The sequence below is a fragment of the Desulfobacula sp. genome (assembly GCF_030145145.1).
GTDB lineage: Bacteria > Desulfobacterota > Desulfobacteria > Desulfobacterales > Desulfobacteraceae > Desulfobacula.
This window is the reverse complement of the sequence record NZ_JAQYWD010000027.1, coordinates 1-17,215: the sequence shown is the minus strand read 5'-3', so window position 1 is coordinate 17,215 and position 17,215 is coordinate 1. Positions and strand designations below refer to the sequence as shown.

33 protein-coding genes are annotated in these 17,215 nt (G+C 43.3%); 3 read left to right on the top strand and 30 right to left on the bottom strand.

The window, feature by feature from the left end:
* The first annotated feature begins 25 nt into the window (after positions 1–25).
* The 3 genes from Q1Q15_RS15805 (at position 26) to Q1Q15_RS15795 (ending at position 3,280) form a co-directional block, all read left to right on the top strand.
* Positions 26–571, top strand: coding sequence for a TRAP transporter small permease subunit (locus tag Q1Q15_RS15805; RefSeq protein WP_300461995.1), 546 nt, complete (start codon positions 26–28; stop codon positions 569–571).
* Positions 571–1,905 (top strand): TRAP transporter large permease subunit, encoded by a 1,335-nt coding sequence (locus Q1Q15_RS15800; RefSeq protein ID WP_300461993.1) that lies wholly within the window; start codon positions 571–573, stop codon positions 1,903–1,905. The genes Q1Q15_RS15805 and Q1Q15_RS15800 overlap by 1 nt, the downstream gene beginning before the upstream one ends.
* Before the next feature lie 319 nt (positions 1,906–2,224).
* A complete protein-coding gene (locus Q1Q15_RS15795; protein WP_300461991.1) occupies positions 2,225–3,280 on the top strand; it encodes a sensor domain-containing diguanylate cyclase in 1,056 nt (351 codons plus the stop codon).
* 59 nt (positions 3,281–3,339) lie between these two features.
* Here Q1Q15_RS15795 and rplQ read toward each other — a convergent pair whose 3' ends face one another.
* The 30 genes from rplQ to Q1Q15_RS15645 all read right to left on the bottom strand — a co-directional run.
* Complete coding sequence (gene rplQ, locus Q1Q15_RS15790; protein WP_300461988.1) at positions 3,340–3,696, bottom strand: 50S ribosomal protein L17; 357 nt, start codon at positions 3,694–3,696, stop codon at positions 3,340–3,342.
* 6 nt (positions 3,697–3,702) lie between these two features.
* The gene (locus Q1Q15_RS15785; protein WP_300461985.1) at positions 3,703–4,725 is read right to left on the bottom strand and encodes a DNA-directed RNA polymerase subunit alpha; all 1,023 of its coding nucleotides are present in this window, start codon (positions 4,723–4,725) and stop codon (positions 3,703–3,705) included.
* A 47-nt stretch (positions 4,726–4,772) separates the two neighbouring features.
* Positions 4,773–5,399 (bottom strand): 30S ribosomal protein S4, encoded by a 627-nt coding sequence (gene rpsD, locus Q1Q15_RS15780; RefSeq protein ID WP_300461982.1) that lies wholly within the window; start codon positions 5,397–5,399, stop codon positions 4,773–4,775.
* A 29-nt stretch (positions 5,400–5,428) separates the two neighbouring features.
* On the bottom strand, positions 5,429–5,824 hold the full coding sequence (rpsK, locus tag Q1Q15_RS15775) for a 30S ribosomal protein S11 (protein ID WP_300461980.1): 396 nt from the start codon (positions 5,822–5,824) through the stop codon (positions 5,429–5,431).
* A gap of 26 nt (positions 5,825–5,850) precedes the next feature.
* On the bottom strand, positions 5,851–6,219 hold the full coding sequence (gene rpsM, locus Q1Q15_RS15770; RefSeq protein ID WP_300461979.1) for a 30S ribosomal protein S13: 369 nt from the start codon (positions 6,217–6,219) through the stop codon (positions 5,851–5,853).
* A gap of 12 nt (positions 6,220–6,231) precedes the next feature.
* Positions 6,232–6,345 carry a 50S ribosomal protein L36 gene (gene rpmJ, locus Q1Q15_RS15765; protein ID WP_041279618.1) on the bottom strand — a complete coding sequence of 38 codons (114 nt, stop codon included), beginning with the start codon at positions 6,343–6,345 and terminating at the stop codon, positions 6,232–6,234.
* A 48-nt stretch (positions 6,346–6,393) separates the two neighbouring features.
* Positions 6,394–6,612, bottom strand: a complete 219-nt coding sequence (infA, locus tag Q1Q15_RS15760; RefSeq protein ID WP_014958808.1) for a translation initiation factor IF-1 — start codon at positions 6,610–6,612, stop codon at positions 6,394–6,396.
* Positions 6,613–6,648: 36 nt separating this feature from the next.
* Positions 6,649–7,968 carry a preprotein translocase subunit SecY gene (secY, locus tag Q1Q15_RS15755; RefSeq protein ID WP_300461967.1) on the bottom strand — a complete coding sequence of 440 codons (1,320 nt, stop codon included), beginning with the start codon at positions 7,966–7,968 and terminating at the stop codon, positions 6,649–6,651.
* Between the two features lie 31 nt (positions 7,969–7,999).
* Entirely contained in the window at positions 8,000–8,434 is a 435-nt protein-coding gene (gene rplO, locus Q1Q15_RS15750; RefSeq protein WP_300461964.1) for a 50S ribosomal protein L15, read from the bottom strand.
* A 1-nt stretch (position 8,435) separates the two neighbouring features.
* On the bottom strand, positions 8,436–8,618 hold the full coding sequence (rpmD, locus tag Q1Q15_RS15745; RefSeq protein ID WP_300461961.1) for a 50S ribosomal protein L30: 183 nt from the start codon (positions 8,616–8,618) through the stop codon (positions 8,436–8,438).
* A gap of 13 nt (positions 8,619–8,631) precedes the next feature.
* On the bottom strand, positions 8,632–9,126 hold the full coding sequence (rpsE, locus tag Q1Q15_RS15740) for a 30S ribosomal protein S5 (protein WP_363320999.1): 495 nt from the start codon (positions 9,124–9,126) through the stop codon (positions 8,632–8,634).
* Between the two features lie 16 nt (positions 9,127–9,142).
* Positions 9,143–9,511, bottom strand: coding sequence for a 50S ribosomal protein L18 (rplR, locus tag Q1Q15_RS15735; protein ID WP_300461958.1), 369 nt, complete (start codon positions 9,509–9,511; stop codon positions 9,143–9,145).
* Positions 9,512–9,531: 20 nt separating this feature from the next.
* On the bottom strand, positions 9,532–10,074 hold the full coding sequence (gene rplF / locus Q1Q15_RS15730) for a 50S ribosomal protein L6 (RefSeq protein WP_300461956.1): 543 nt from the start codon (positions 10,072–10,074) through the stop codon (positions 9,532–9,534).
* 17 nt (positions 10,075–10,091) lie between these two features.
* Positions 10,092–10,490, bottom strand: coding sequence for a 30S ribosomal protein S8 (gene rpsH / locus Q1Q15_RS15725; protein ID WP_300461953.1), 399 nt, complete (start codon positions 10,488–10,490; stop codon positions 10,092–10,094).
* Between the two features lie 53 nt (positions 10,491–10,543).
* Positions 10,544–10,729, bottom strand: a complete 186-nt coding sequence (locus Q1Q15_RS15720) for a type Z 30S ribosomal protein S14 (protein WP_300461951.1) — start codon at positions 10,727–10,729, stop codon at positions 10,544–10,546.
* Between the two features lie 19 nt (positions 10,730–10,748).
* Positions 10,749–11,288: a 50S ribosomal protein L5 gene (gene rplE / locus Q1Q15_RS15715; RefSeq protein WP_300461948.1), complete on the bottom strand. Its 540-nt coding sequence runs from the start codon at positions 11,286–11,288 to the stop codon at positions 10,749–10,751.
* A gap of 21 nt (positions 11,289–11,309) precedes the next feature.
* Entirely contained in the window at positions 11,310–11,639 is a 330-nt protein-coding gene (gene rplX / locus Q1Q15_RS15710; protein ID WP_300461945.1) for a 50S ribosomal protein L24, read from the bottom strand.
* Between the two features lie 26 nt (positions 11,640–11,665).
* On the bottom strand, positions 11,666–12,034 hold the full coding sequence (rplN, locus tag Q1Q15_RS15705; protein ID WP_300461943.1) for a 50S ribosomal protein L14: 369 nt from the start codon (positions 12,032–12,034) through the stop codon (positions 11,666–11,668).
* Positions 12,035–12,050: 16 nt separating this feature from the next.
* Complete coding sequence (gene rpsQ / locus Q1Q15_RS15700; RefSeq protein ID WP_300461941.1) at positions 12,051–12,311, bottom strand: 30S ribosomal protein S17; 261 nt, start codon at positions 12,309–12,311, stop codon at positions 12,051–12,053.
* Between the two features lie 17 nt (positions 12,312–12,328).
* Positions 12,329–12,526, bottom strand: a complete 198-nt coding sequence (gene rpmC / locus Q1Q15_RS15695; RefSeq protein WP_300461938.1) for a 50S ribosomal protein L29 — start codon at positions 12,524–12,526, stop codon at positions 12,329–12,331.
* A gap of 1 nt (position 12,527) precedes the next feature.
* Complete coding sequence (rplP, locus tag Q1Q15_RS15690; protein ID WP_300461935.1) at positions 12,528–12,938, bottom strand: 50S ribosomal protein L16; 411 nt, start codon at positions 12,936–12,938, stop codon at positions 12,528–12,530.
* Positions 12,939–12,960: 22 nt separating this feature from the next.
* Positions 12,961–13,611, bottom strand: coding sequence for a 30S ribosomal protein S3 (rpsC, locus tag Q1Q15_RS15685; protein WP_300461932.1), 651 nt, complete (start codon positions 13,609–13,611; stop codon positions 12,961–12,963).
* A gap of 12 nt (positions 13,612–13,623) precedes the next feature.
* Positions 13,624–13,962, bottom strand: a complete 339-nt coding sequence (gene rplV, locus Q1Q15_RS15680; protein ID WP_300461929.1) for a 50S ribosomal protein L22 — start codon at positions 13,960–13,962, stop codon at positions 13,624–13,626.
* A gap of 27 nt (positions 13,963–13,989) precedes the next feature.
* The gene (gene rpsS, locus Q1Q15_RS15675) at positions 13,990–14,265 is read right to left on the bottom strand and encodes a 30S ribosomal protein S19 (protein WP_300461926.1); all 276 of its coding nucleotides are present in this window, start codon (positions 14,263–14,265) and stop codon (positions 13,990–13,992) included.
* 14 nt (positions 14,266–14,279) lie between these two features.
* Positions 14,280–15,113, bottom strand: a complete 834-nt coding sequence (gene rplB, locus Q1Q15_RS15670) for a 50S ribosomal protein L2 (protein WP_300461922.1) — start codon at positions 15,111–15,113, stop codon at positions 14,280–14,282.
* A gap of 12 nt (positions 15,114–15,125) precedes the next feature.
* Positions 15,126–15,413 (bottom strand): 50S ribosomal protein L23, encoded by a 288-nt coding sequence (gene rplW / locus Q1Q15_RS15665; RefSeq protein WP_300461919.1) that lies wholly within the window; start codon positions 15,411–15,413, stop codon positions 15,126–15,128.
* Between the two features lies 1 nt (position 15,414).
* A complete protein-coding gene (gene rplD, locus Q1Q15_RS15660) occupies positions 15,415–16,035 on the bottom strand; it encodes a 50S ribosomal protein L4 (protein ID WP_300461917.1) in 621 nt (206 codons plus the stop codon).
* Positions 16,036–16,141: 106 nt separating this feature from the next.
* On the bottom strand, positions 16,142–16,765 hold the full coding sequence (rplC, locus tag Q1Q15_RS15655) for a 50S ribosomal protein L3 (RefSeq protein ID WP_363321003.1): 624 nt from the start codon (positions 16,763–16,765) through the stop codon (positions 16,142–16,144).
* A 17-nt stretch (positions 16,766–16,782) separates the two neighbouring features.
* Positions 16,783–17,091 carry a 30S ribosomal protein S10 gene (gene rpsJ / locus Q1Q15_RS15650; protein WP_014958830.1) on the bottom strand — a complete coding sequence of 103 codons (309 nt, stop codon included), beginning with the start codon at positions 17,089–17,091 and terminating at the stop codon, positions 16,783–16,785.
* A gap of 20 nt (positions 17,092–17,111) precedes the next feature.
* Positions 17,112–17,215 (bottom strand): hypothetical protein (locus Q1Q15_RS15645; RefSeq protein WP_300462151.1); only part of this gene is annotated, 104 nt, incomplete at its 5' end.

Below are 17,215 nucleotides of genomic sequence, written 5' to 3'. Positions count from 1 at the left end.
CCATATACAAAAAAGGATTATCACCATGGGGACAGGGTCATGTCTGGCAAAAATTATCAAAACAATTGATACATTAAACGAGTGGATCGGTAAAGGGGTTTCCTGGGTTGTCATCCTTCTTGTTGCCGTGGTGTTTGTTGATGTGGTCATGCGGTATGCCTTTAATACCAGTTTTGTCTTTACCCAGGAACTTGAATGGCATCTGTTTGGATTCATTTTCCTGATGGGCGCGGGCTATACCCTTTTATATGACCAGCATGTCCGGGTGGATGTCGTTTATCAGCGCCTTTCTGAAAAAGCACAGGCCTGGGTGAATGTGCTGGGATGTATTTTTTTTCTATTTCCCGGTGCTGTTTTGATCATCTATGTGTCCACCGTTTTCACCTGGGAATCATTGAAATTCATGGAAGGCTCCCCCGACCCGGGTGGCATCCCGCTGAGATTTATATTAAAAGGCTGCATCCCCCTGGGGTTTGTATTTTTTTTCCTCCAGGGAATCTCCATGTTCGTTCGCAATCTGAATATTATTCTGGGCCACCGGCCAAATGAGAATCAGGAGATGTTAAACTAATGGGATCTGAATATCTGGCCGGCTGGATGTTTCTGGCACTGACCATTTTGCTCATGGCAGGCTTTCCGGTCGCCTGTACCCTCATGGGCACGGCTATCTTCTTCGGGTTCCTGGGATCTGGTCTGGATTTTTTCGAGCTCTTGCCATTGAGAATATGGGGTTCTGTTAAAAATGTTGTTCTCATCGCTGTTCCCCTGTTTGTCTTTATGGGAGTGACCCTTGAAAAATCAGGGCTGGCCGAAGAATTACTGGAAACTATGGGCCTGCTGTTTCGACGGGTTCGAGGGGGCCTGGCCATCAGTACTGTTTTCGTGGGCGCGCTTCTGGGGGCATCCACAGGCATTGTGGGCGCCACCGTTGTCACCATGGGACTTTTAGCGGTTCCCACCATGCTGCGCCATGGGTACCAGCCGGAACTGGCCACCGGAACGGTGTGTGCATCCGGAACCCTGGGACAGATCATTCCACCGTCCATTGTTCTGGTGCTGCTGGCCACCATTGTTCAGATTCCGGTGGGCGATCTGTTCATGGCATCTTTACTGCCGGGCATCATGCTGGTCATGCTCTATATGGTCTATATTTTAATCATTTCCATGGCAAAACCGGAAATCGCACCACCGGTATCCATCGAGGGGGAACACGATCTAACCAAACAACAATTGATAAAACGAGCGCTTCGTGCTTTATTTCCCCCCCTTTTTCTGATCACAGCTGTTCTGGGGTCCATCTTTGCCGGGATTGCCTCACCAACGGAAGCCGCTTCCGTTGGATGTGTGGGTGCCGTCATTCTGGCAGTGTGGAACCGCCGGTTCAACCTTTCTATCCTTAAGGAAGTCTCGGCCACCACAACCCGGCTGACCTGTATGGTCTTTATTATCCTGATTGGTGCCAATGCCTTTGGATTGACCTTTCGTGAACTGGAAGGCGATGAGCTGATTCGGCGGTTTTTATTTGATATTGCCGGGGACTACAACAAATGGGTGGTACTGGCCATTGTTATGGGCGTTATTTTTCTGGTGGGATTTGTTTTGGATTTTATTGAAATCATTTTTATCCATGTGCCGGTCCTGGTGCCGATCCTGGTGGATGATTTTGGATTCGACCCCCTCTGGATCTGTGTGCTCCTGGCGATTAATCTGCAAACCTCCTTTATGACACCCCCTTTTGGGTTTTCCCTTTTTTACTTGAAAGCCGTGACACCTCCCCAGGTGACCACGGGTCACATTTACAGGGGCATTATTCCCTTTGTTCTGATCCAGCTGGCAGGCCTTTTTGTGGTCGCATTCTGGCCGCAAATAGCCACGTGGCTGCCCACAATCGTGTACACACGGTAAAAACGAAACACGATCACAACAGCTAAATATGACACATCAGGGCGGTATCAGGCTTGCTTTATAGCACTTTTAGCCTCTTCAAGAACCCATTTTAATAACGGCCATGCCCTGGCGGGCAGATCGAATCATGAAAAATCTTTTCACCACAGAGACCACAGAGGTTTCCTCTCTGTGTCCCCTGTGATCTCTGTGGTGATATTCTTTTTCATATAAAAAAGCACAATAAAACTGTCCTGATCCATTCACGCAAATACCAAATTGAGAATTGCTAATACAAAAATGATTGACTTTCTCGGGCGTGCAACTTAAAAAGAAGTGGATGAAAACAATACACAAATATGTCAATAGAGATCTGACAATTTCGAAATCACTGATAGAGCGGCTGAAGCATAACGAAATTATCGCCAGAAAATTTCATGAAATTGAAATGAGTATTTTAACCATTTTAAATTTCCAGGATTTCATTGAAAAGTTGTTATACGAAATCAGTTCAAAATTTTCTATTCCCTATACCTGGATCTCAATTATTGAAGAAAGCAGTATTTCAAAATACCTTCATGATATTCAAACCTCAAATACCTTAAAAACTGCCACGGCATTTTTATCAAAAAAAGAATTCTCCGAGATCACCCGAAACAGACTCAAACCCCTGCTGTCCAATAAAGACATCAATCGATTCCGTTCGTTAATCCCTGAGGCATCCGAATATGACATCAGTTCCATTGCCATTGCCCCCATCACCCTGGATGGGGAAATTGTCGGGAGCTTTAACCAGGCCGACAAAGATATCAACCGGTTTGAACCGGGCATTGATGCCTCCTTGTTGGAACAACTGGCGGTTAAAGTCTCCTTATGTCTGTCCAATGTGACAGCACATGAAAAATTAAAATTTCTGGCCTTTCATGATCCATTGACCGGACTGTTAAACCGAGGGGTTATGGAACGCGTGCTTGAAAGGGAATTTCAGCGATCCAAACGATATCATATTGACCTGACGATTCTCTTTCTGGATCTGGATGATTTTAAATCCATCAACGACACGTTCGGCCATGACAAGGGAGATTTGGCATTATGTCATACGGCAGATTGCCTGAACAGTTTAAAGCGGGAGTCTGATGTGGTCGCGCGGTTTGCCGGGGATGAATTTGTGGTCATCCTGCCGTCCACCAGTAAACGCCAGGCGGAAGCCTATATCACCCGGGTAAAAAATAAATTAACCAACCACCCCTTAACCGACGAAAATGCGGCTATTTCCGTCAAATTAAGCCATGGGCTTGCTTCGGTTTTTGAAAAAGGCATGGACTCTTCGGCCATACTTTTAAAGGCTGCAGACAAACGGCTTTACCAGGCCAAACAAACCAAACGACACACGTAAAAATCCCCGGCCAGGACAACCTTGCCGGGGATTTGATCTTTTAAGCAACTAGAGAAAAATCAATCGAAAATCAATTCGATCTGTACCATGGGGGCCACATCCCCTTTTCTGGGACCCAGCTTGGTAATCCGGGTATACCCCCCCTGTCTTGAATTAAATTTATCTGATACTTCATTAAACAAGGTGTGAACAACATCTTTTTCCCGAATCACTGCAAACGCCTGTCTCCGGGCATGTAAATCCCCTCTTTTTGCAAGGGTGACCATTTTATCGGCAATGGACCGCAGTCCTTTCGCTTTGGCTTCGGTTGTTTTTATTTTATCGTGTTTGAACAGGGAAGTTACCATGTTTCTGAACATAGCCTTTCGATGGCTTGAGGTCCTGTTTAATTTTAACACTGATTTTCTATGTTTCATGGAATATTATTCTCCTTCCTGATTGTTCTCATCTTCTGGCGGTTCAAACCCTTCTAGATCCATGCCCAATGAGAGATCCATGGACGTCAGGACTTCCTTTATCTCATTTAAGGATTTTCGACCAAAATTTTTGGTTTTTAGCATTTCGCCATCCGTTTTTTGAACCAGTTGATAAATGGTATGGATTCGAGCATTTTTCAAACAATTGGAACTTCTGACAGATAATTCAAGCTCGTCCACAGATCTGTAAATATTCTCGTTAAGGCCGATATCAGCGTCATCGGAATTTTCATCAACATGATCGGGTTCCATGTCTTCATCAAAATTGATAAATGCCGTCATTTGCTCTTTAAGTATTTTTGCAGCATATGCAACCGAATCATCCGGTGATACCGAACCATCTGTCCAGACTTCAAGTGTCAGCTTATCATAGTCGGTTTTATGTCCAATCCGGGACGTCCCCACAACATATTTCACACTCTTGATGGGAGAAAACACACTGTCAATGGGAATGGTTCCAACGGGTGCCTCCTCATCCTTGTTCGCTGAAGAAAGGGCATACCCTTTCCCGGTTTTCACGACCATGGTCATATTAAGTACACCGTTTTTAGAAATAGTGGCAATATGCTGTTCCGGGTTCAGCACCTCAACCCTGCCATCCGGACTGACAATATCGGCCCCTGTGGCTTCACACTCTCCACTAAGGCTTAATGTTAATATTTTGTCATCGGTATCTTCAACCCTGAGTTTTAGCTCTTTCAGGTTTAAAATGATTTCGGAAACATCTTCTCTCACATCAGATATCACACTATATTCATGAAGAGCATCATCGAATTTGACCGATACTATGGCTGCGCCATATATGGACGAAAGAATAATACGCCGCAGAGAGTTCCCGATGGTGATACCGTATCCCCGTTCAAGGGGTTCACATACAAATTTACCATATGTTGAAGTTGTGGTAACGTCAAGCTTCTCCGGCTTGATCATCTCTCGCCAGTTCACATATGCAAGTTTTTCAGATGACATTCATATCTCCTGAATAAATATTTGGACAAACCCTGTCAAAGGTCTGCCTACTTTGAATAAAGCTCTACGATCAATTGTTCCTGAATCGGAAGCGTGATGTCTTCCCGGGCAGGTATCCCCACCACTTGACCCTTGAATTTCTCTTTATCGATCTCCAGCCACTGGGGAATACCGCGTCTGACAATGGCATCCAGGGAATCGGAAATGGCTTGAATTTTTTGACTTTTCTCCCGCAGTTCCACCACATCCCCTTTTTTGACCTGGTAAGAGGGAATATTCACTTTTTTACCATTGACCGTAAAATGATTGTGACGGACAAAATGTCGTCCTTGGGTTCTGGAATTAACAAATCCCATTCTAAATACAGAATTGTCCAGGCGAGTTTCCAGGAGGGACAATAGGTTTGTACCGGTGATCCCCTTTTGTCGATCCGCTCGTTTGAAAGAAATTCTAAACTGTTTTTCTGATATCCCGTACAACCGTCTGACTTTCTGTTTTTCTCTCAGCTGGATACCGTAATCTGATAATTTACTTCTTCTCTGGCCATGCTGACCAGGGGGATATCCTCTTCTATCATAACTGCATTTATCTGAAAAGCATCGATCGCCTTTCAAAAAAAGTTTCATATTTTCGCGTCTGCATTGTCGGCAAACAGAACCTCTATAACGTGACAATGTTTCTCTCCTTTATCAAACAAGTATTCTTATACTCTTCTTCTTTTGGGCGGACGGCATCCATTATGGGGAATCGGCGTAACATCCTTGATCATGGATATAATGAATCCAAGGGAATGCAATGCCCGTAAGGCTGATTCTCGGCCCGGTCCCGGACCTTTAACATATACACCGATATTTTTCATGCCGTGTTCCATTGCTCTTGCCCCTGCATCTTCTGCAACCAGTTTTGCGGCAAAAGGCGTACTTTTTCTTGACCCCTTAAACCCCTGCATGCCGGCGCTGGACCATGAAATGGTATTTCCGTTTTCATCGGCAATGGTGACAATTGTATTATTAAAAGTGGATTGGATGTGCACAATACCTGTAGAAATATTCTTTCTTACCTTTTTTTTGGATACAACTTTTTTTGACTTTTTTGCCATAATTACTAGTACCTTTTTAGATTATCCTACTTTTTCTTTTTAACTGCGGTCCTTTTTGGACCTTTTCTCGTTCTGGCGTTAGTGCTGGTTCTCTGACCACGACAGGGAAGGCCCTTACGATGACGTAACCCTCTGTAACATCCCAAATCCATGAGTCGTTTAATGTTCATGGAAACGTCGCTTCTCAGTTCACCCTCAACTTTGAACTCCGCATCAATGACATTACGAATGTCATTCACCTGTTCTTCAGTCAGATCATTTGATTTCGTGGTGGGGTTAATACCTGTTTTTTCAAGAATCAATTTTGATCTGCTTGACCCTATACCATAGATATAGGTCAATGCAATCCATGCATGCTTATTTTTTGGTAAGTCTACTCCTGCGATACGTGCCAAATTTCTATCCCCCTATCCCTGCCTCTGTTTGTGGCGTTTGTTAATACAAATCACTCTTATGACACCCCGTCTTTTGATCACTTTACAATCTCTACATATTTTTTTTACAGATGCTCTCACTTTCATCTATTAACTCCTAACCTAAGATTTTCTTATGAAATTAAAATCTTGTCATTATTTATATCTATATGTTATTCTTCCCCGGCTCAAATCATAAGGTGATATTTCTACGGTCACCCGGTCCCCTGGCAAGATTTTAATGAAATGCATTCTCATTTTGCCTGAAATATGCGCAAGCAGAACATGCTTGTTTTCGAGCTCAACTCTGAACATGGCATTGGGCAGTGTTTCAAGTACTTTCCCGTCAACTTTGATGGGTTCTTCTTTCGCCATAGTGTTATCAGTCTCCTTAAATATTGAACGGTTAAATCAGGATCTGCCTTTGATTCTTTTTGTACCGGACCTTCCCAGAAATCCATCATAATTACCGGTAATCAAATGGGATTCGATCTGGGAAATGGTATCAATTGCCACCCCTACAACAATCAACAGGGCAGTGCCCCCAAAATAAAACGGGATATTAAACTTGCTCATCAAAAAAGTTGGCAGGACACACACAGCAGACACATACAAAGCGCCGCCCACGGTAATTCGGGTTAACACCCTGTCAATGTATTCAGCAGTGCGCTTACCCGGCCTGATACCGGGAATATATCCCCCATTTTTTTTCATATTTTCTGCCACATCTTCCGGATTAAACTGGACAGCCGTATAGAAAAAACAAAAGAAAATAATAAATCCAATATACAAAAGATAATACCAAATTGTTCCCGGGCTGAACATGGCGGCCACCGTCTTCATGAGCGGCAGATTAATAAATTGAGCCAGGGTCGTGGGAAACATGATAATAGAGGAAGCAAAAATAGGGGGTATCACACCGGCTGTATTAATTTTTAACGGCAGATGCGACGTTTGACCCCCATACATCTTACGCCCCACTACCCGTTTGGCGTAATGCACGGGTATCCGGCGCTGGGCCTGTTCCATATAAATGATCGCACTAATAACAACGACCATGAGAACCACCAGGATAATGATGGCAAAAACACCCATTTCACCGGTTGTCATGAGTCTAACGGTGTTTCCCATGGCCGATGGCATCCGAGCCACAATACCGGCAAAAATGATCAGGGAAATACCATTTCCAATCCCTCTTTCCGTAATCTGCTCACCCAGCCACATGATAAATGAGGTACCGGCTGTCAAGGTGATAATGGTCACCAGTCGGAACCCCCATCCGGCATAGGGCACAATGGCGATTCCAGCAGGAGACGTCATGGATTCCAGACCGACACTGATGCCCAGTCCCTGAATAATGCTCAGGACAACGGTTCCGTATCGTGTATACTGGGTTTTCTTTTTACGACCGGCATCACCCTCTTTTTTTAATTGTTCCAGGTGCGGTACAACCACAGTCATCAGTTCTAAAATAATAGAAGCACTGATATAAGGCATAATCCCTAATGCGAAAATGGAAAGTCTTTCCAATGCACCGCCTGAGAACATATTGAACATGGAAAACAACGTTCCTTCAGCTGAAGCAAAAAAAGAAGCCAGCGCTGCACCGTTTACCCCGGGTGTGGGAACATGAATACCGACACGGTAAACAAACAATAAAGCGAGTGTAATAAAAATCTTTCTTTTAAGTTCAGGAAGTTTAAATAGATTCTGGTAGCTGTTCTCGATCATTTATTGGTTCCTTAAATCACGTCTCATTGTGTTACTCGATGGTTCCACCGGCAGATTCGATTTTTTCTTTTGCAGTTTTGGAAACAAGAATATTTTTCAAGGAAAATTTCTTTGTTGTTTCGCCCTGACCCAGAAGTTTAACACCATCCAGACGACCCTTTACCATCCCGGCAGTTCTTAAGGCATCTATATCAATGGTAGCGCCATCTTCAAACCGATCCAAATCGCTCACATTTAAAACCGCATTATTGGTTTTAAAAATATTAAAAAATCCTCTTTTGGGAAGTCTTCGGTATATCGGCATTTGCCCGCCTTCAAACCCAGGCCTTACACTACCGCCGGATCTCGATTTAAGTCCTTTATGACCCCGGGTACTTGTTTTCCCCATTCCTGATCCCGGACCCCGACCTACTTTTTTTCGATTTTTTCTAGACCCTGGTGCCGGTGTTAAATCATGAAGCTGCATATTACACCTCCTCTACTTTCAAAAGGTGGGACACTTTTTTTACCTGTCCCAGGATAACCGGATCCATCGTATGCTCCACCGTATGATGCATTCTTCTGATCCCCAGGGAGCGAATAATCCGGCGCTGTTTTGACGGTCTCCCAATCGTACTTCGTATTTGTGTGATTCTAATTTTATCAGCCATTTTTCACAACCTCTTATATATCTTCAGGTCTAAGACCCCGACGTTTTGCCACATCTTGTTTTGTACAAAGCGACTGAAGTCCTGCCATTGTCGCTCTCACAATATTCTGGGTGTTGTGCGTCCCAATACATTTGGTCAGGATATCCGTCACGCCGACAGCTTCGAGAACCGCACGGATCCCACCCCCTGCAATCAACCCCGTACCGGGGGACGCCGGTTTAAGCAACACACGGCCTGCGCCTGCTTTCCCCACAACCTGAAAAGGAACAGTACCATTCAGTAAAGAAATTTTGACCATATTTCTTTTTGCTTTTTCCATGCCTTTTTTAATGGCTTCGGGGACTTCTTTTGCTTTTCCCAGACCGTACCCCACACTGCCCTCACCGTCACCCACAACAACCAATGCGCTGAAGGTAAAATTTCTACCCCCTTTTACTACTTTTGCCACGCGATTGATCCTGACGACTTTATCTATTAATCCAGTATCTTCCATCTGCTGTCTTGCCAAAGGTGTTCCTCCTTAATTAGAAAATCAATCCGGCTTCACGAGCTCCGTCGGAAAGCGCTTTGATGCGACCATGATATAAAAATCCGTTCCGATCAAGGACGATTTTAGTAATCCCTTTATCAAACGCTCTCTTACCGATAAGGCTTCCAACTGCCTTTGCAATATCAACCTTTTTGCCCTCTACCTTATTTTCAATAAATTCTTTGTCAAGGGTAGATGCAGATACCAGAGTAATCTTTTGTGTATCATCAATAATCTGGGCATAGATATGTTTTGCACTTCTGAATACACTCAATCTTGGGCGATCCTGATTACCAAAAATATTTTTCCTGATTCGTTTTTTTCTTTTCAGCCTTGATACAAGCCTTGGTGATGTATTTGCCATAATCTTTATATTCCCGCCTTTTAATCTTTACCTGCAGTCTTGCCTGCTTTTCTTATAATTCTTTCGTCTGCATACATAATGCCTTTGCCTTTATAAGGCTCTGGTGGTCTAATGTCTCTGATGTTTGCTGCCACCTGACCAATCACTTCTTTATCAATGCCTGACAGATTAATTTGGGTGTTTTTTTCAACACTGGCTGAAATTCCTTTGGGCAGGTTGAATTCTACCGGATTGGAATAGCCAACATTGAGGATAAGATTACTTCCATTAACTTCTGCACGATACCCAATACCGTTCAGCAGCAATTTTTTTTCATACCCGGTGGTCACACCGGTCACCATATTCGAAATCAAGGATCTGAACAATCCCTGCAAAGCCACTTTTTTTCTGTCGCTTGTATCTGTTTTTACTTCAACAACATCGTTGTTGATTTCAAGTGCGATAGCCGGATGCAATTGACGTTCCAAATTACCTTTGGGTCCTTTGACTGAAACCATATCCCCCTTCAGGGAAAATTGGACCTTATCTGGAAGCTGAATCGGCTGTTTTCCTATTCTAGACATAACTTACTCCTAAAAAACTACCATACGTTACAAAGAATTTCACCGCCGACATTCGCCTCTCTGGCCTGTTTGTCCGTCATCAACCCTTTGGAAGTTGAAACAATTGATATGCCCAGGCCATTTAAAACCGGCTTAATTTGTTTTGATTTACTGTAAACCCTGCAGGAGGGTTTACTCACCCGAACAATACCAAAGATGGTATGCTCACCTTCGGATGAATATTTTAGATAAACCCGCAACACCCCTTGTGTTTCATCCTCAAGGAATTTGTAATTCTTAATATATCCTTGATCTTTCAGCACCCGCACCATTTCCAATTTAATTTTTGATCCGGGGATATCCACTTTAGCAAACCCTACTTTACCACCATTTCTTATGATCGTGAGCATGTCTGCGATTGGATCACTAATTGCCATTATACCTCTCCTTAAAATCGGCTGATATTAATTTTATTTTATAAATTTGCTGATTACCAGCTTGATTTGGTAACGCCTGGCAGCTCGCCCTGTGATGCAAGCTTCCGAAAACAAATTCTGCAAATACCAGCTTTTCTAATAAATCCTCTTGGTCTTCCGCATAAAGGGCACCGGTTGTATGCACGTACTGAAAACTTTGGTTTTCTTTGCGCCTTTACGATTAAAGATTTTTTTGCCAAGCTTTCCTCCTTAAGATCCTTAATTTTTGAAAGGCATCCCAAAAAACTTCAGAAGCGCCTTGCCTTCCTCATTAGTTTTAGCTGTCGTTACGATTGTAATATTCAGACCTTTGATACTGTCGGTCTTATCATAGTCAATTTCAGGGAAGATAATGTGTTCTGTGATGCCCAGGCTGTAATTGCCCCTGCCATCAAACGCTTTTCCAGAGATTCCCCGAAAGTCCCTGACACGTGGTAAAGCAATATTCACAAGTCGGTTGAAGAAATCGAACATTTTTTCACGCCGCAAGGTAACCTTGCACCCGATGGGCAGGTCTGCCCGAAGCTTAAAATTTGCAATCGGTTTTTTTGCTCTTGTAATTATCGCTTTCTGACCAGCGATCAACGCCAGTTCTGAGGCTGCTGAATCAACGATCTTTGGATTTCTGACCGCTTCTCCCAGTCCCATGTTTAACACGATTTTCTCTAACTTCGGCACCTGAAATTTGTTGGTATAATTAAAGGTCTCGATGAGTTTGGGAATAATCTCGTTAGTGTATTTTTCCTTAAGAGTTGACATGTATTATCTCCGCCTTTGGTCTCAAGCATCTATCTGCTGATTGCATTTTTTGCAGATTCTGACCCGTTTTCCATCTTCTAACTGTTTCATTCCAATTCTGGTTGGTTTCACACATGCGTTGCACATTACCATAAGATTGGAAATCTGAATCGGCATGGTTTTTTCAACGATTCCCCCCTGGGGGTTTGCCTGGGTTGGTCTCTGATGAACTTTAACGACATTAATATTTTCTACAATGACACGGTTGGTTTTTTTCACAATTTTCAGTACTTTCCCGATTTTACCTTTATCTTTGCCGGTGAGCACTTTAACCTTATCATCTTTTTTAAGTCTTGTTTTCATGGTTTCCATCTATTTTTTCTCCATTAACCTGATCCTTAAAGCACATCAGGAGCCAGAGAGACAATTTTCATAAATCTTTTTGCCCTTAACTCTCTTGCTACCGGACCAAAGATACGCGTTCCAACCGGTTCGTTTGATTTTGTCAAAATAACGGCTGAATTATCATCAAACCGGATCATTGAGCCATCAGGTCTGGATATTTCCTTTTTGGTTCTGACAATCACTGCCTGCACAACGTCACCTTTGCTTACTTTTGCATTGGGGATGGCTTCCTTGACGGAACAAACGATAATGTCACCAATACCGGCATATCGTCTTTTAGATCCCCCCAATACCTTTATACAGTAAAGTTCCTTTGCACCGGAGTTGTCTGCCACAGTTAATCTGCTCTCACTCTGAATCATTTTTCAACTCCCTTAATCAAACAGCTTTTTTGACGATTTCACTGATTCTGAAACGTTTCAGCTTGCTCAAAGGTCTGGTTTCGATGATTTTAACCGTATCACCGATCCTGCATTCATTCATCTCATCATGTGCGTGGTATTTTTTATACTGTTTCATGAATTTTTTATAAACATTGTGCTGAACAAATCTTTCGACCTGAACCACAACAGATTTATCCATTTTGTCTGATACGATAAGACCGATCAGCTGTTTTTTATTTTTTCGAATATTTTCCATAATTGTATCTTCGCCAATTAGCTAATGTTTACATTCATTTCCTTGGATATGGTATAAAGCCTTGCAATATCCTTTTTGACATTTGAAAGGGTCGCAGTATTTTCAAGCTGACCGACATCGTTCTGAAACCGCAGATTAAACAGCTGCTTTTTCAATTCTGCCAGCTTATCTTTGATCTTGTCTGCCTCCAATTCTCTTATTTCACTAGCTTTCATTTTACCTGCTCCTTTCCACAAAACGCGTTTTCACGGAAAGTTTTCTGGCAGCCAGTTTCATGGCTTCTACGGCAACGTCCCTTGGGATACCTTCCATTTCATAAAGAATTCTACCCGGTTTGACTCTGGCCACCCAGGCATCCGTGGCGCCTTTTCCTTTACCCATTCGTACTTCAGCCGGTTTTTTTGTCACCGGATGATCCGGAAAAAAACGAATCCAGCTTTTACCGGCTCTTTTTGCATGACGGGTTAAGGCCACCCTTGCCGCTTCGATCTGTCTTGCATTCACATATCCGCATTCAGTTGCCTGGAGACCGAAGTCACCAAAGCTGAGCGTATTGCCTTTGTCTGGTGAACCTTTTGTTCTGCCACGGAACTGTTTACGAAATTTTACATTTTTTGGACTAAGCATGTTTGATCTCTCCTAATCACCTTTATTTTACCAAGGCTTGTTCACCAGGACTTAATACTTCACCTTTGAAAACAAAGGTCTTAATTCCAATGAGCCCATACGTTGTTTTTGCTTCAATAAACCCGTAATCAATATCCGCCCGTAAGGTGTGAAGTGGAATACGGCCTTCTTTGTACCACTCGGTCCTTGCCATTTCAGCACCGCCAAGTCGTCCGGCGCAGATAATTTTAATTCCCTTTGCACCGAACCGCATGGCAGAGGATACACTTCGTTTCATGGCTCGTCTAAAGGCAATTCGTCTCTCCAGCTGGAGAGCGATATTCTCCGCCACCAGCTGGGCATCAATTTCAGGACGTCTGACTTCCTGAATATCAATGAGCACCGAAGGCTTGAGCATTCGTTCAAGTTCTAATTTGAGAAGTGCTATCTCTGAACCTTTTTTCCCGATAATAATACCGGGTCTAGCGGCAAAGACCCTTAGTCGAATTTGCTTTGAAAACCGTTCGATTTCAATTTTAGAGATTCCGGCGTGATAGAGTTTCTTTTTCAAAAATTTTCGGACTTTGAAATCTTCTTCAACAAAAGAGGCATAATCTTTGTCCGCATACCATCGGGAATCCCAAGTCCTGATAATGCCTAATCTTAAACTGGTAGGATGTACTTTCTGGCCCAAGCTATATTCCTCCTATTTGTCCATTGCTTCGACAATGACAGTTAAATGACTGCTTCGTTTTAAAATTCTGGCTGCCCGTCCTCTGGCTCTCGGTCTGAACCGTTTCATGGTCGGACCAGAATCAACAAAAATATTTTTGACCACCAGTGTATCCACATCCAGTTCATTATTGTGCTCGGCATTTGCGACGGCTGACTGCAAAGTTTTATATATAATTCCTGCGGCTTTGAGGGGCATAAACTTTAAAATGGTCAGTGCCTGTCCGGCATTTTTCCCTTTTACTTCAACAATGGGCAACCTGAGTTTAAAAGGTGAAATTCTTGTATACCTTGTAGTTGCTTTAACTTCCATATCAATATCCTTTAATCAAACAAGAGATCATCTCTTGGATTTTTTATCTCCCGCATGACCCCAAAATGTCCGTGTAGGTGAAAACTCACCCAGTTTATGACCGACCATATTTTCTGAAACAAAGACCGGTATAAATTTTTTACCGTTGTGTACAGCAAATGTGACACCGACCATTTCCGGGAATATAGTGGATCTACGAGACCAGGTCTTGATAACTTTGTTGCGTGAGGAGGTCCCTGCTGCCAGCACTTTTTTTAACAACTGTGGTGCAATGTAGGGTCCTTTTTTCAATGATCTTGGCATAATTTATCCCCTATTTATTTTCTCTTAGCTCTTCTTTTAACAATAAACTGATCTGTTCTGGCATTCCTTCTGGTACGCTTCCCTTTTGTCGGCACGCCCCAGGGGGTACATGGTTGTCGACCACCAGAAGACCTGCCTTCGCCACCGCCCATGGGATGATCAACCGGGTTCATGGCGACCCCTCGAACAGAAGGTCGGATCCCCATCCATCTGGACCGCCCGGCTTTACCGATTTTAACGTCCCCATGCTTCTCGTTGCCCACTCTGCCCACCGTGGCTTTGCATTTGACGTGAATCATCCTCACCTCACCCGACGGCAGTAGCACCTGGGCATAGCTGCTTTCTTTTGCCATCAATCGCGCATAGGCACCGGCACTCCTGACAATCTGGCCGCCTTTGTTGGGTTTTAATTCAATGTTGTGAATTCGGGTACCCGTGGGAATATTTTCTAATGGCATGCAGTTACCCGGTTTTATATCCGCTTCCGGTCCGGTTTCAAGAATATCCCCCACAGTGACTTCCAACGGCGCAAGAATATATCTTTTTTCACCATCTGCATACACTAAAAGGGCGATTCGCGCACTACGGTTCGGGTCATATTCAATGGCCGATACCTTGGCCGGGATACCATCTTTATCTCGTTTAAAATCGATAATACGATACTTCTTTTTTGCCCCGCCACCTCTGTGCCTGGCCGTAATTCTTCCGTAGGAATTTCGACCTGCATGTTTGTTTACATTCTTAGTCAGTCGTCTTTCAGGCTTGGTTTTGGTAATTTCATCAAAAGAAAGGTATTCCTGAGAACGTCGTCCGGGAGATGTCGGTTTTGTCTTAATTATTATTGACATATATATACCTCTTTAAACACCTTCAAAAAAATCAATTCGTTGTCCTGGCATCAGGGTCACTATCGCTTTTTTCCAATCTTTTTTCTTGCCAAGGATTCTACCCCGCTGTTTTACTTTTCCTTTTACCTGAAGCGTTCTGACCTGCTTTACGCGGGTATTAAAACTCTTCTCAACAGCATCTTTGATTTCAACCCGGTTGGCGCTTCGGTCCACTTTAAGCGTCACCTGGTTATTCAATTCTTTTTGAAGGGTTGTTTTTTCGGTCACCACAGGGCCGCGAATAATGTCATAGTGTTTCATATTAACTCAACCTCCCCTCGATATTTTTAATGGTTGATTCCACAAGAAGAAGGTTCTTAAACTTTAAAATATCATACACATTCAGGCCTTCCGTTTTTATGACCTTTATATCTGAAACATTTCTGGAAGACAGCAATAAATTTGTGTCTTCTGCATCAGAAACGATCAACAGATCTGAAAGCGATAGTGTTTTGAGGACTTTGACAAGTGCCTGGGTCTTGATGTCTTCAAGATTGAAATCGTCAATCACATAAATAGTGTTGTCTTCCACTTTAGAACTTAATGCCATTTTAAGTGCCAGTTTTTTTACTTTTTTCGGCACTTTTATCGCATAAGATCTTTGGGATGGTCCAAATATAACCCCTCCGCCTTTTCTCAAAGGCGATTTTACACTACCGGCCCGGGCATTGCCGGTTCCTTTCTGCCTGAATAGCTTTTTAGTACTCCCTTTCACCATCCCACGGGTCTTACACGCAGCAGTCCCTTCCCGTTTTGCAACGAGCTGGGACCGAACGACCTGGTGAAGAACGCTAGTATTGATGGGGGTCTTGAAAATCTCATCCGAGAGATGAGTTTCAGACACTTTTTCACCTGCACTGTTTAATACATCTACAGTAGCCATATTCTTCCTCATAAATTTTGATCAGCTATGCATCACTGCGAAATCCGTGCAATACCCATAGCCGCATTTTAATCTTAACTGGAACTGATTTTACGAAACAAATTGATTAATCAGTTTTTTTAACTTCCAATATGCCTGTTTTAAACCCCGGTACCGGACCTTTGATCAACAGAAGATTGTCATCGTGTCGAATATCCACAATGGTAAGATTCTTTACTGTTTCTCTATTGGTGCCCATGTGACCCGGAAGTTTTTTGCCTTTAAACACTTTTCCCGGCCAGGCGCTGTTACCGATAGATCCGGGTTTTCTATGATTCCTGGACCCATGTGTCTCTGGTCCACGGCTAAATCCGTGCCGTTTAATCGTTCCCTGAAACCCTCGACCTTTGGAAATCCCGGAAACATTCACCTTGTCTCCAATGGAAAACATATTGATTTCCAGGGTGGTGCCGGCTTCAACCGTTTGGGCATCATCGGTTCTAAATTCTCTTAAAACTCGAAATCCTTTTTCCGTGGATTTTTTTAAATGTCCTGCAATGGGTTTGTTCAATTTTCCCACCGGTCGTTCATCAAATCCAAGCTGCAGGGCATTATACCCATCAGATTCTTTTGTTTTAACCTGGGTAACAACGCATGGTCCGACCTGCACAACAGTAACAGGAACAAGCTTTCCATCTGCGGAAAACACATTGGTCATTCCGATTTTTTTTCCAAGTAATGCACTCATAATTGGTTCCTGTTATTGGCCTATAATTTAATTTCCACATCCACGCCCGGCGATAGATCCAGTTTCATTAACGCATCTACTGTCTGCTGGGTGGGTTCCAGAATGTCCATCATTCTTTTATGGGTCCTGATTTCAAACTGTTCCCGGGATTTTTTATTCACATGGGGAGACCTCAAGACCGTAAATTTATTGATCCGTGTCGGAAGGGGAACCGGCCCCACGATTTTGGCGCCACTTTTCCTTGCGGTATCGACAATATCCACCGAAGATTGATCAAGAAGCTTATGATCATAGGCCTTGAGCCTGATTCTTATTTTTGTTTTCAACATGATAGATCGTTCGTCCTAACTTATTCTACAATTTCACCGATAACGCCGGCGCCAACGGTACGGCCACCTTCTCTGATGGCAAACCGGAGCTCTTTTTCCATGGCAATGGGGTTGATCAACTCCA

Coding starts and splice junctions, on each gene's coding strand:
- Q1Q15_RS15805 (WP_300461995.1), top strand. CDS start 26: ATGGGGACAGGGTCATGTCTGGCAAAAATTATCAAAACAATTGATACA.
- Q1Q15_RS15800 (WP_300461993.1), top strand. CDS start 571: ATGGGATCTGAATATCTGGCCGGCTGGATGTTTCTGGCACTGACCATT.
- Q1Q15_RS15795 (WP_300461991.1), top strand. CDS start 2,225: ATGAAAACAATACACAAATATGTCAATAGAGATCTGACAATTTCGAAA.
- rplQ (WP_300461988.1), bottom strand. CDS start 3,696: ATGAAACATAGAAAATCAGTGTTAAAATTAAACAGGACCTCAAGCCAT.
- Q1Q15_RS15785 (WP_300461985.1), bottom strand. CDS start 4,725: ATGTCATCTGAAAAACTTGCATATGTGAACTGGCGAGAGATGATCAAG.
- rpsK (WP_300461980.1), bottom strand. CDS start 5,824: ATGGCAAAAAAGTCAAAAAAAGTTGTATCCAAAAAAAAGGTAAGAAAG.
- rpmJ (WP_041279618.1), bottom strand. CDS start 6,345: ATGAAAGTGAGAGCATCTGTAAAAAAAATATGTAGAGATTGTAAAGTG.
- infA (WP_014958808.1), bottom strand. CDS start 6,612: ATGGCGAAAGAAGAACCCATCAAAGTTGACGGGAAAGTACTTGAAACA.
- secY (WP_300461967.1), bottom strand. CDS start 7,968: ATGATCGAGAACAGCTACCAGAATCTATTTAAACTTCCTGAACTTAAA.
- rplO (WP_300461964.1), bottom strand. CDS start 8,434: ATGCAGCTTCATGATTTAACACCGGCACCAGGGTCTAGAAAAAATCGA.
- rpmD (WP_300461961.1), bottom strand. CDS start 8,618: ATGGCTGATAAAATTAGAATCACACAAATACGAAGTACGATTGGGAGA.
- rplR (WP_300461958.1), bottom strand. CDS start 9,511: ATGGCAAATACATCACCAAGGCTTGTATCAAGGCTGAAAAGAAAAAAA.
- rplF (WP_300461956.1), bottom strand. CDS start 10,074: ATGTCTAGAATAGGAAAACAGCCGATTCAGCTTCCAGATAAGGTCCAA.
- rpsH (WP_300461953.1), bottom strand. CDS start 10,490: ATGGCAATTAGTGATCCAATCGCAGACATGCTCACGATCATAAGAAAT.
- rplE (WP_300461948.1), bottom strand. CDS start 11,288: ATGTCAACTCTTAAGGAAAAATACACTAACGAGATTATTCCCAAACTC.
- rplX (WP_300461945.1), bottom strand. CDS start 11,639: ATGGAAACCATGAAAACAAGACTTAAAAAAGATGATAAGGTTAAAGTG.
- rplN (WP_300461943.1), bottom strand. CDS start 12,034: ATGATTCAGAGTGAGAGCAGATTAACTGTGGCAGACAACTCCGGTGCA.
- rpsQ (WP_300461941.1), bottom strand. CDS start 12,311: ATGGAAAATATTCGAAAAAATAAAAAACAGCTGATCGGTCTTATCGTA.
- rpmC (WP_300461938.1), bottom strand. CDS start 12,526: ATGAAAGCTAGTGAAATAAGAGAATTGGAGGCAGACAAGATCAAAGAT.
- rplP (WP_300461935.1), bottom strand. CDS start 12,938: ATGCTTAGTCCAAAAAATGTAAAATTTCGTAAACAGTTCCGTGGCAGA.
- rplV (WP_300461929.1), bottom strand. CDS start 13,962: ATGGAAGTTAAAGCAACTACAAGGTATACAAGAATTTCACCTTTTAAA.
- rpsS (WP_300461926.1), bottom strand. CDS start 14,265: ATGCCAAGATCATTGAAAAAAGGACCCTACATTGCACCACAGTTGTTA.
- rplB (WP_300461922.1), bottom strand. CDS start 15,113: ATGTCAATAATAATTAAGACAAAACCGACATCTCCCGGACGACGTTCT.
- rplW (WP_300461919.1), bottom strand. CDS start 15,413: ATGAAACACTATGACATTATTCGCGGCCCTGTGGTGACCGAAAAAACA.
- rplD (WP_300461917.1), bottom strand. CDS start 16,035: ATGGCTACTGTAGATGTATTAAACAGTGCAGGTGAAAAAGTGTCTGAA.
- rpsJ (WP_014958830.1), bottom strand. CDS start 17,091: ATGTTGAAAACAAAAATAAGAATCAGGCTCAAGGCCTATGATCATAAG.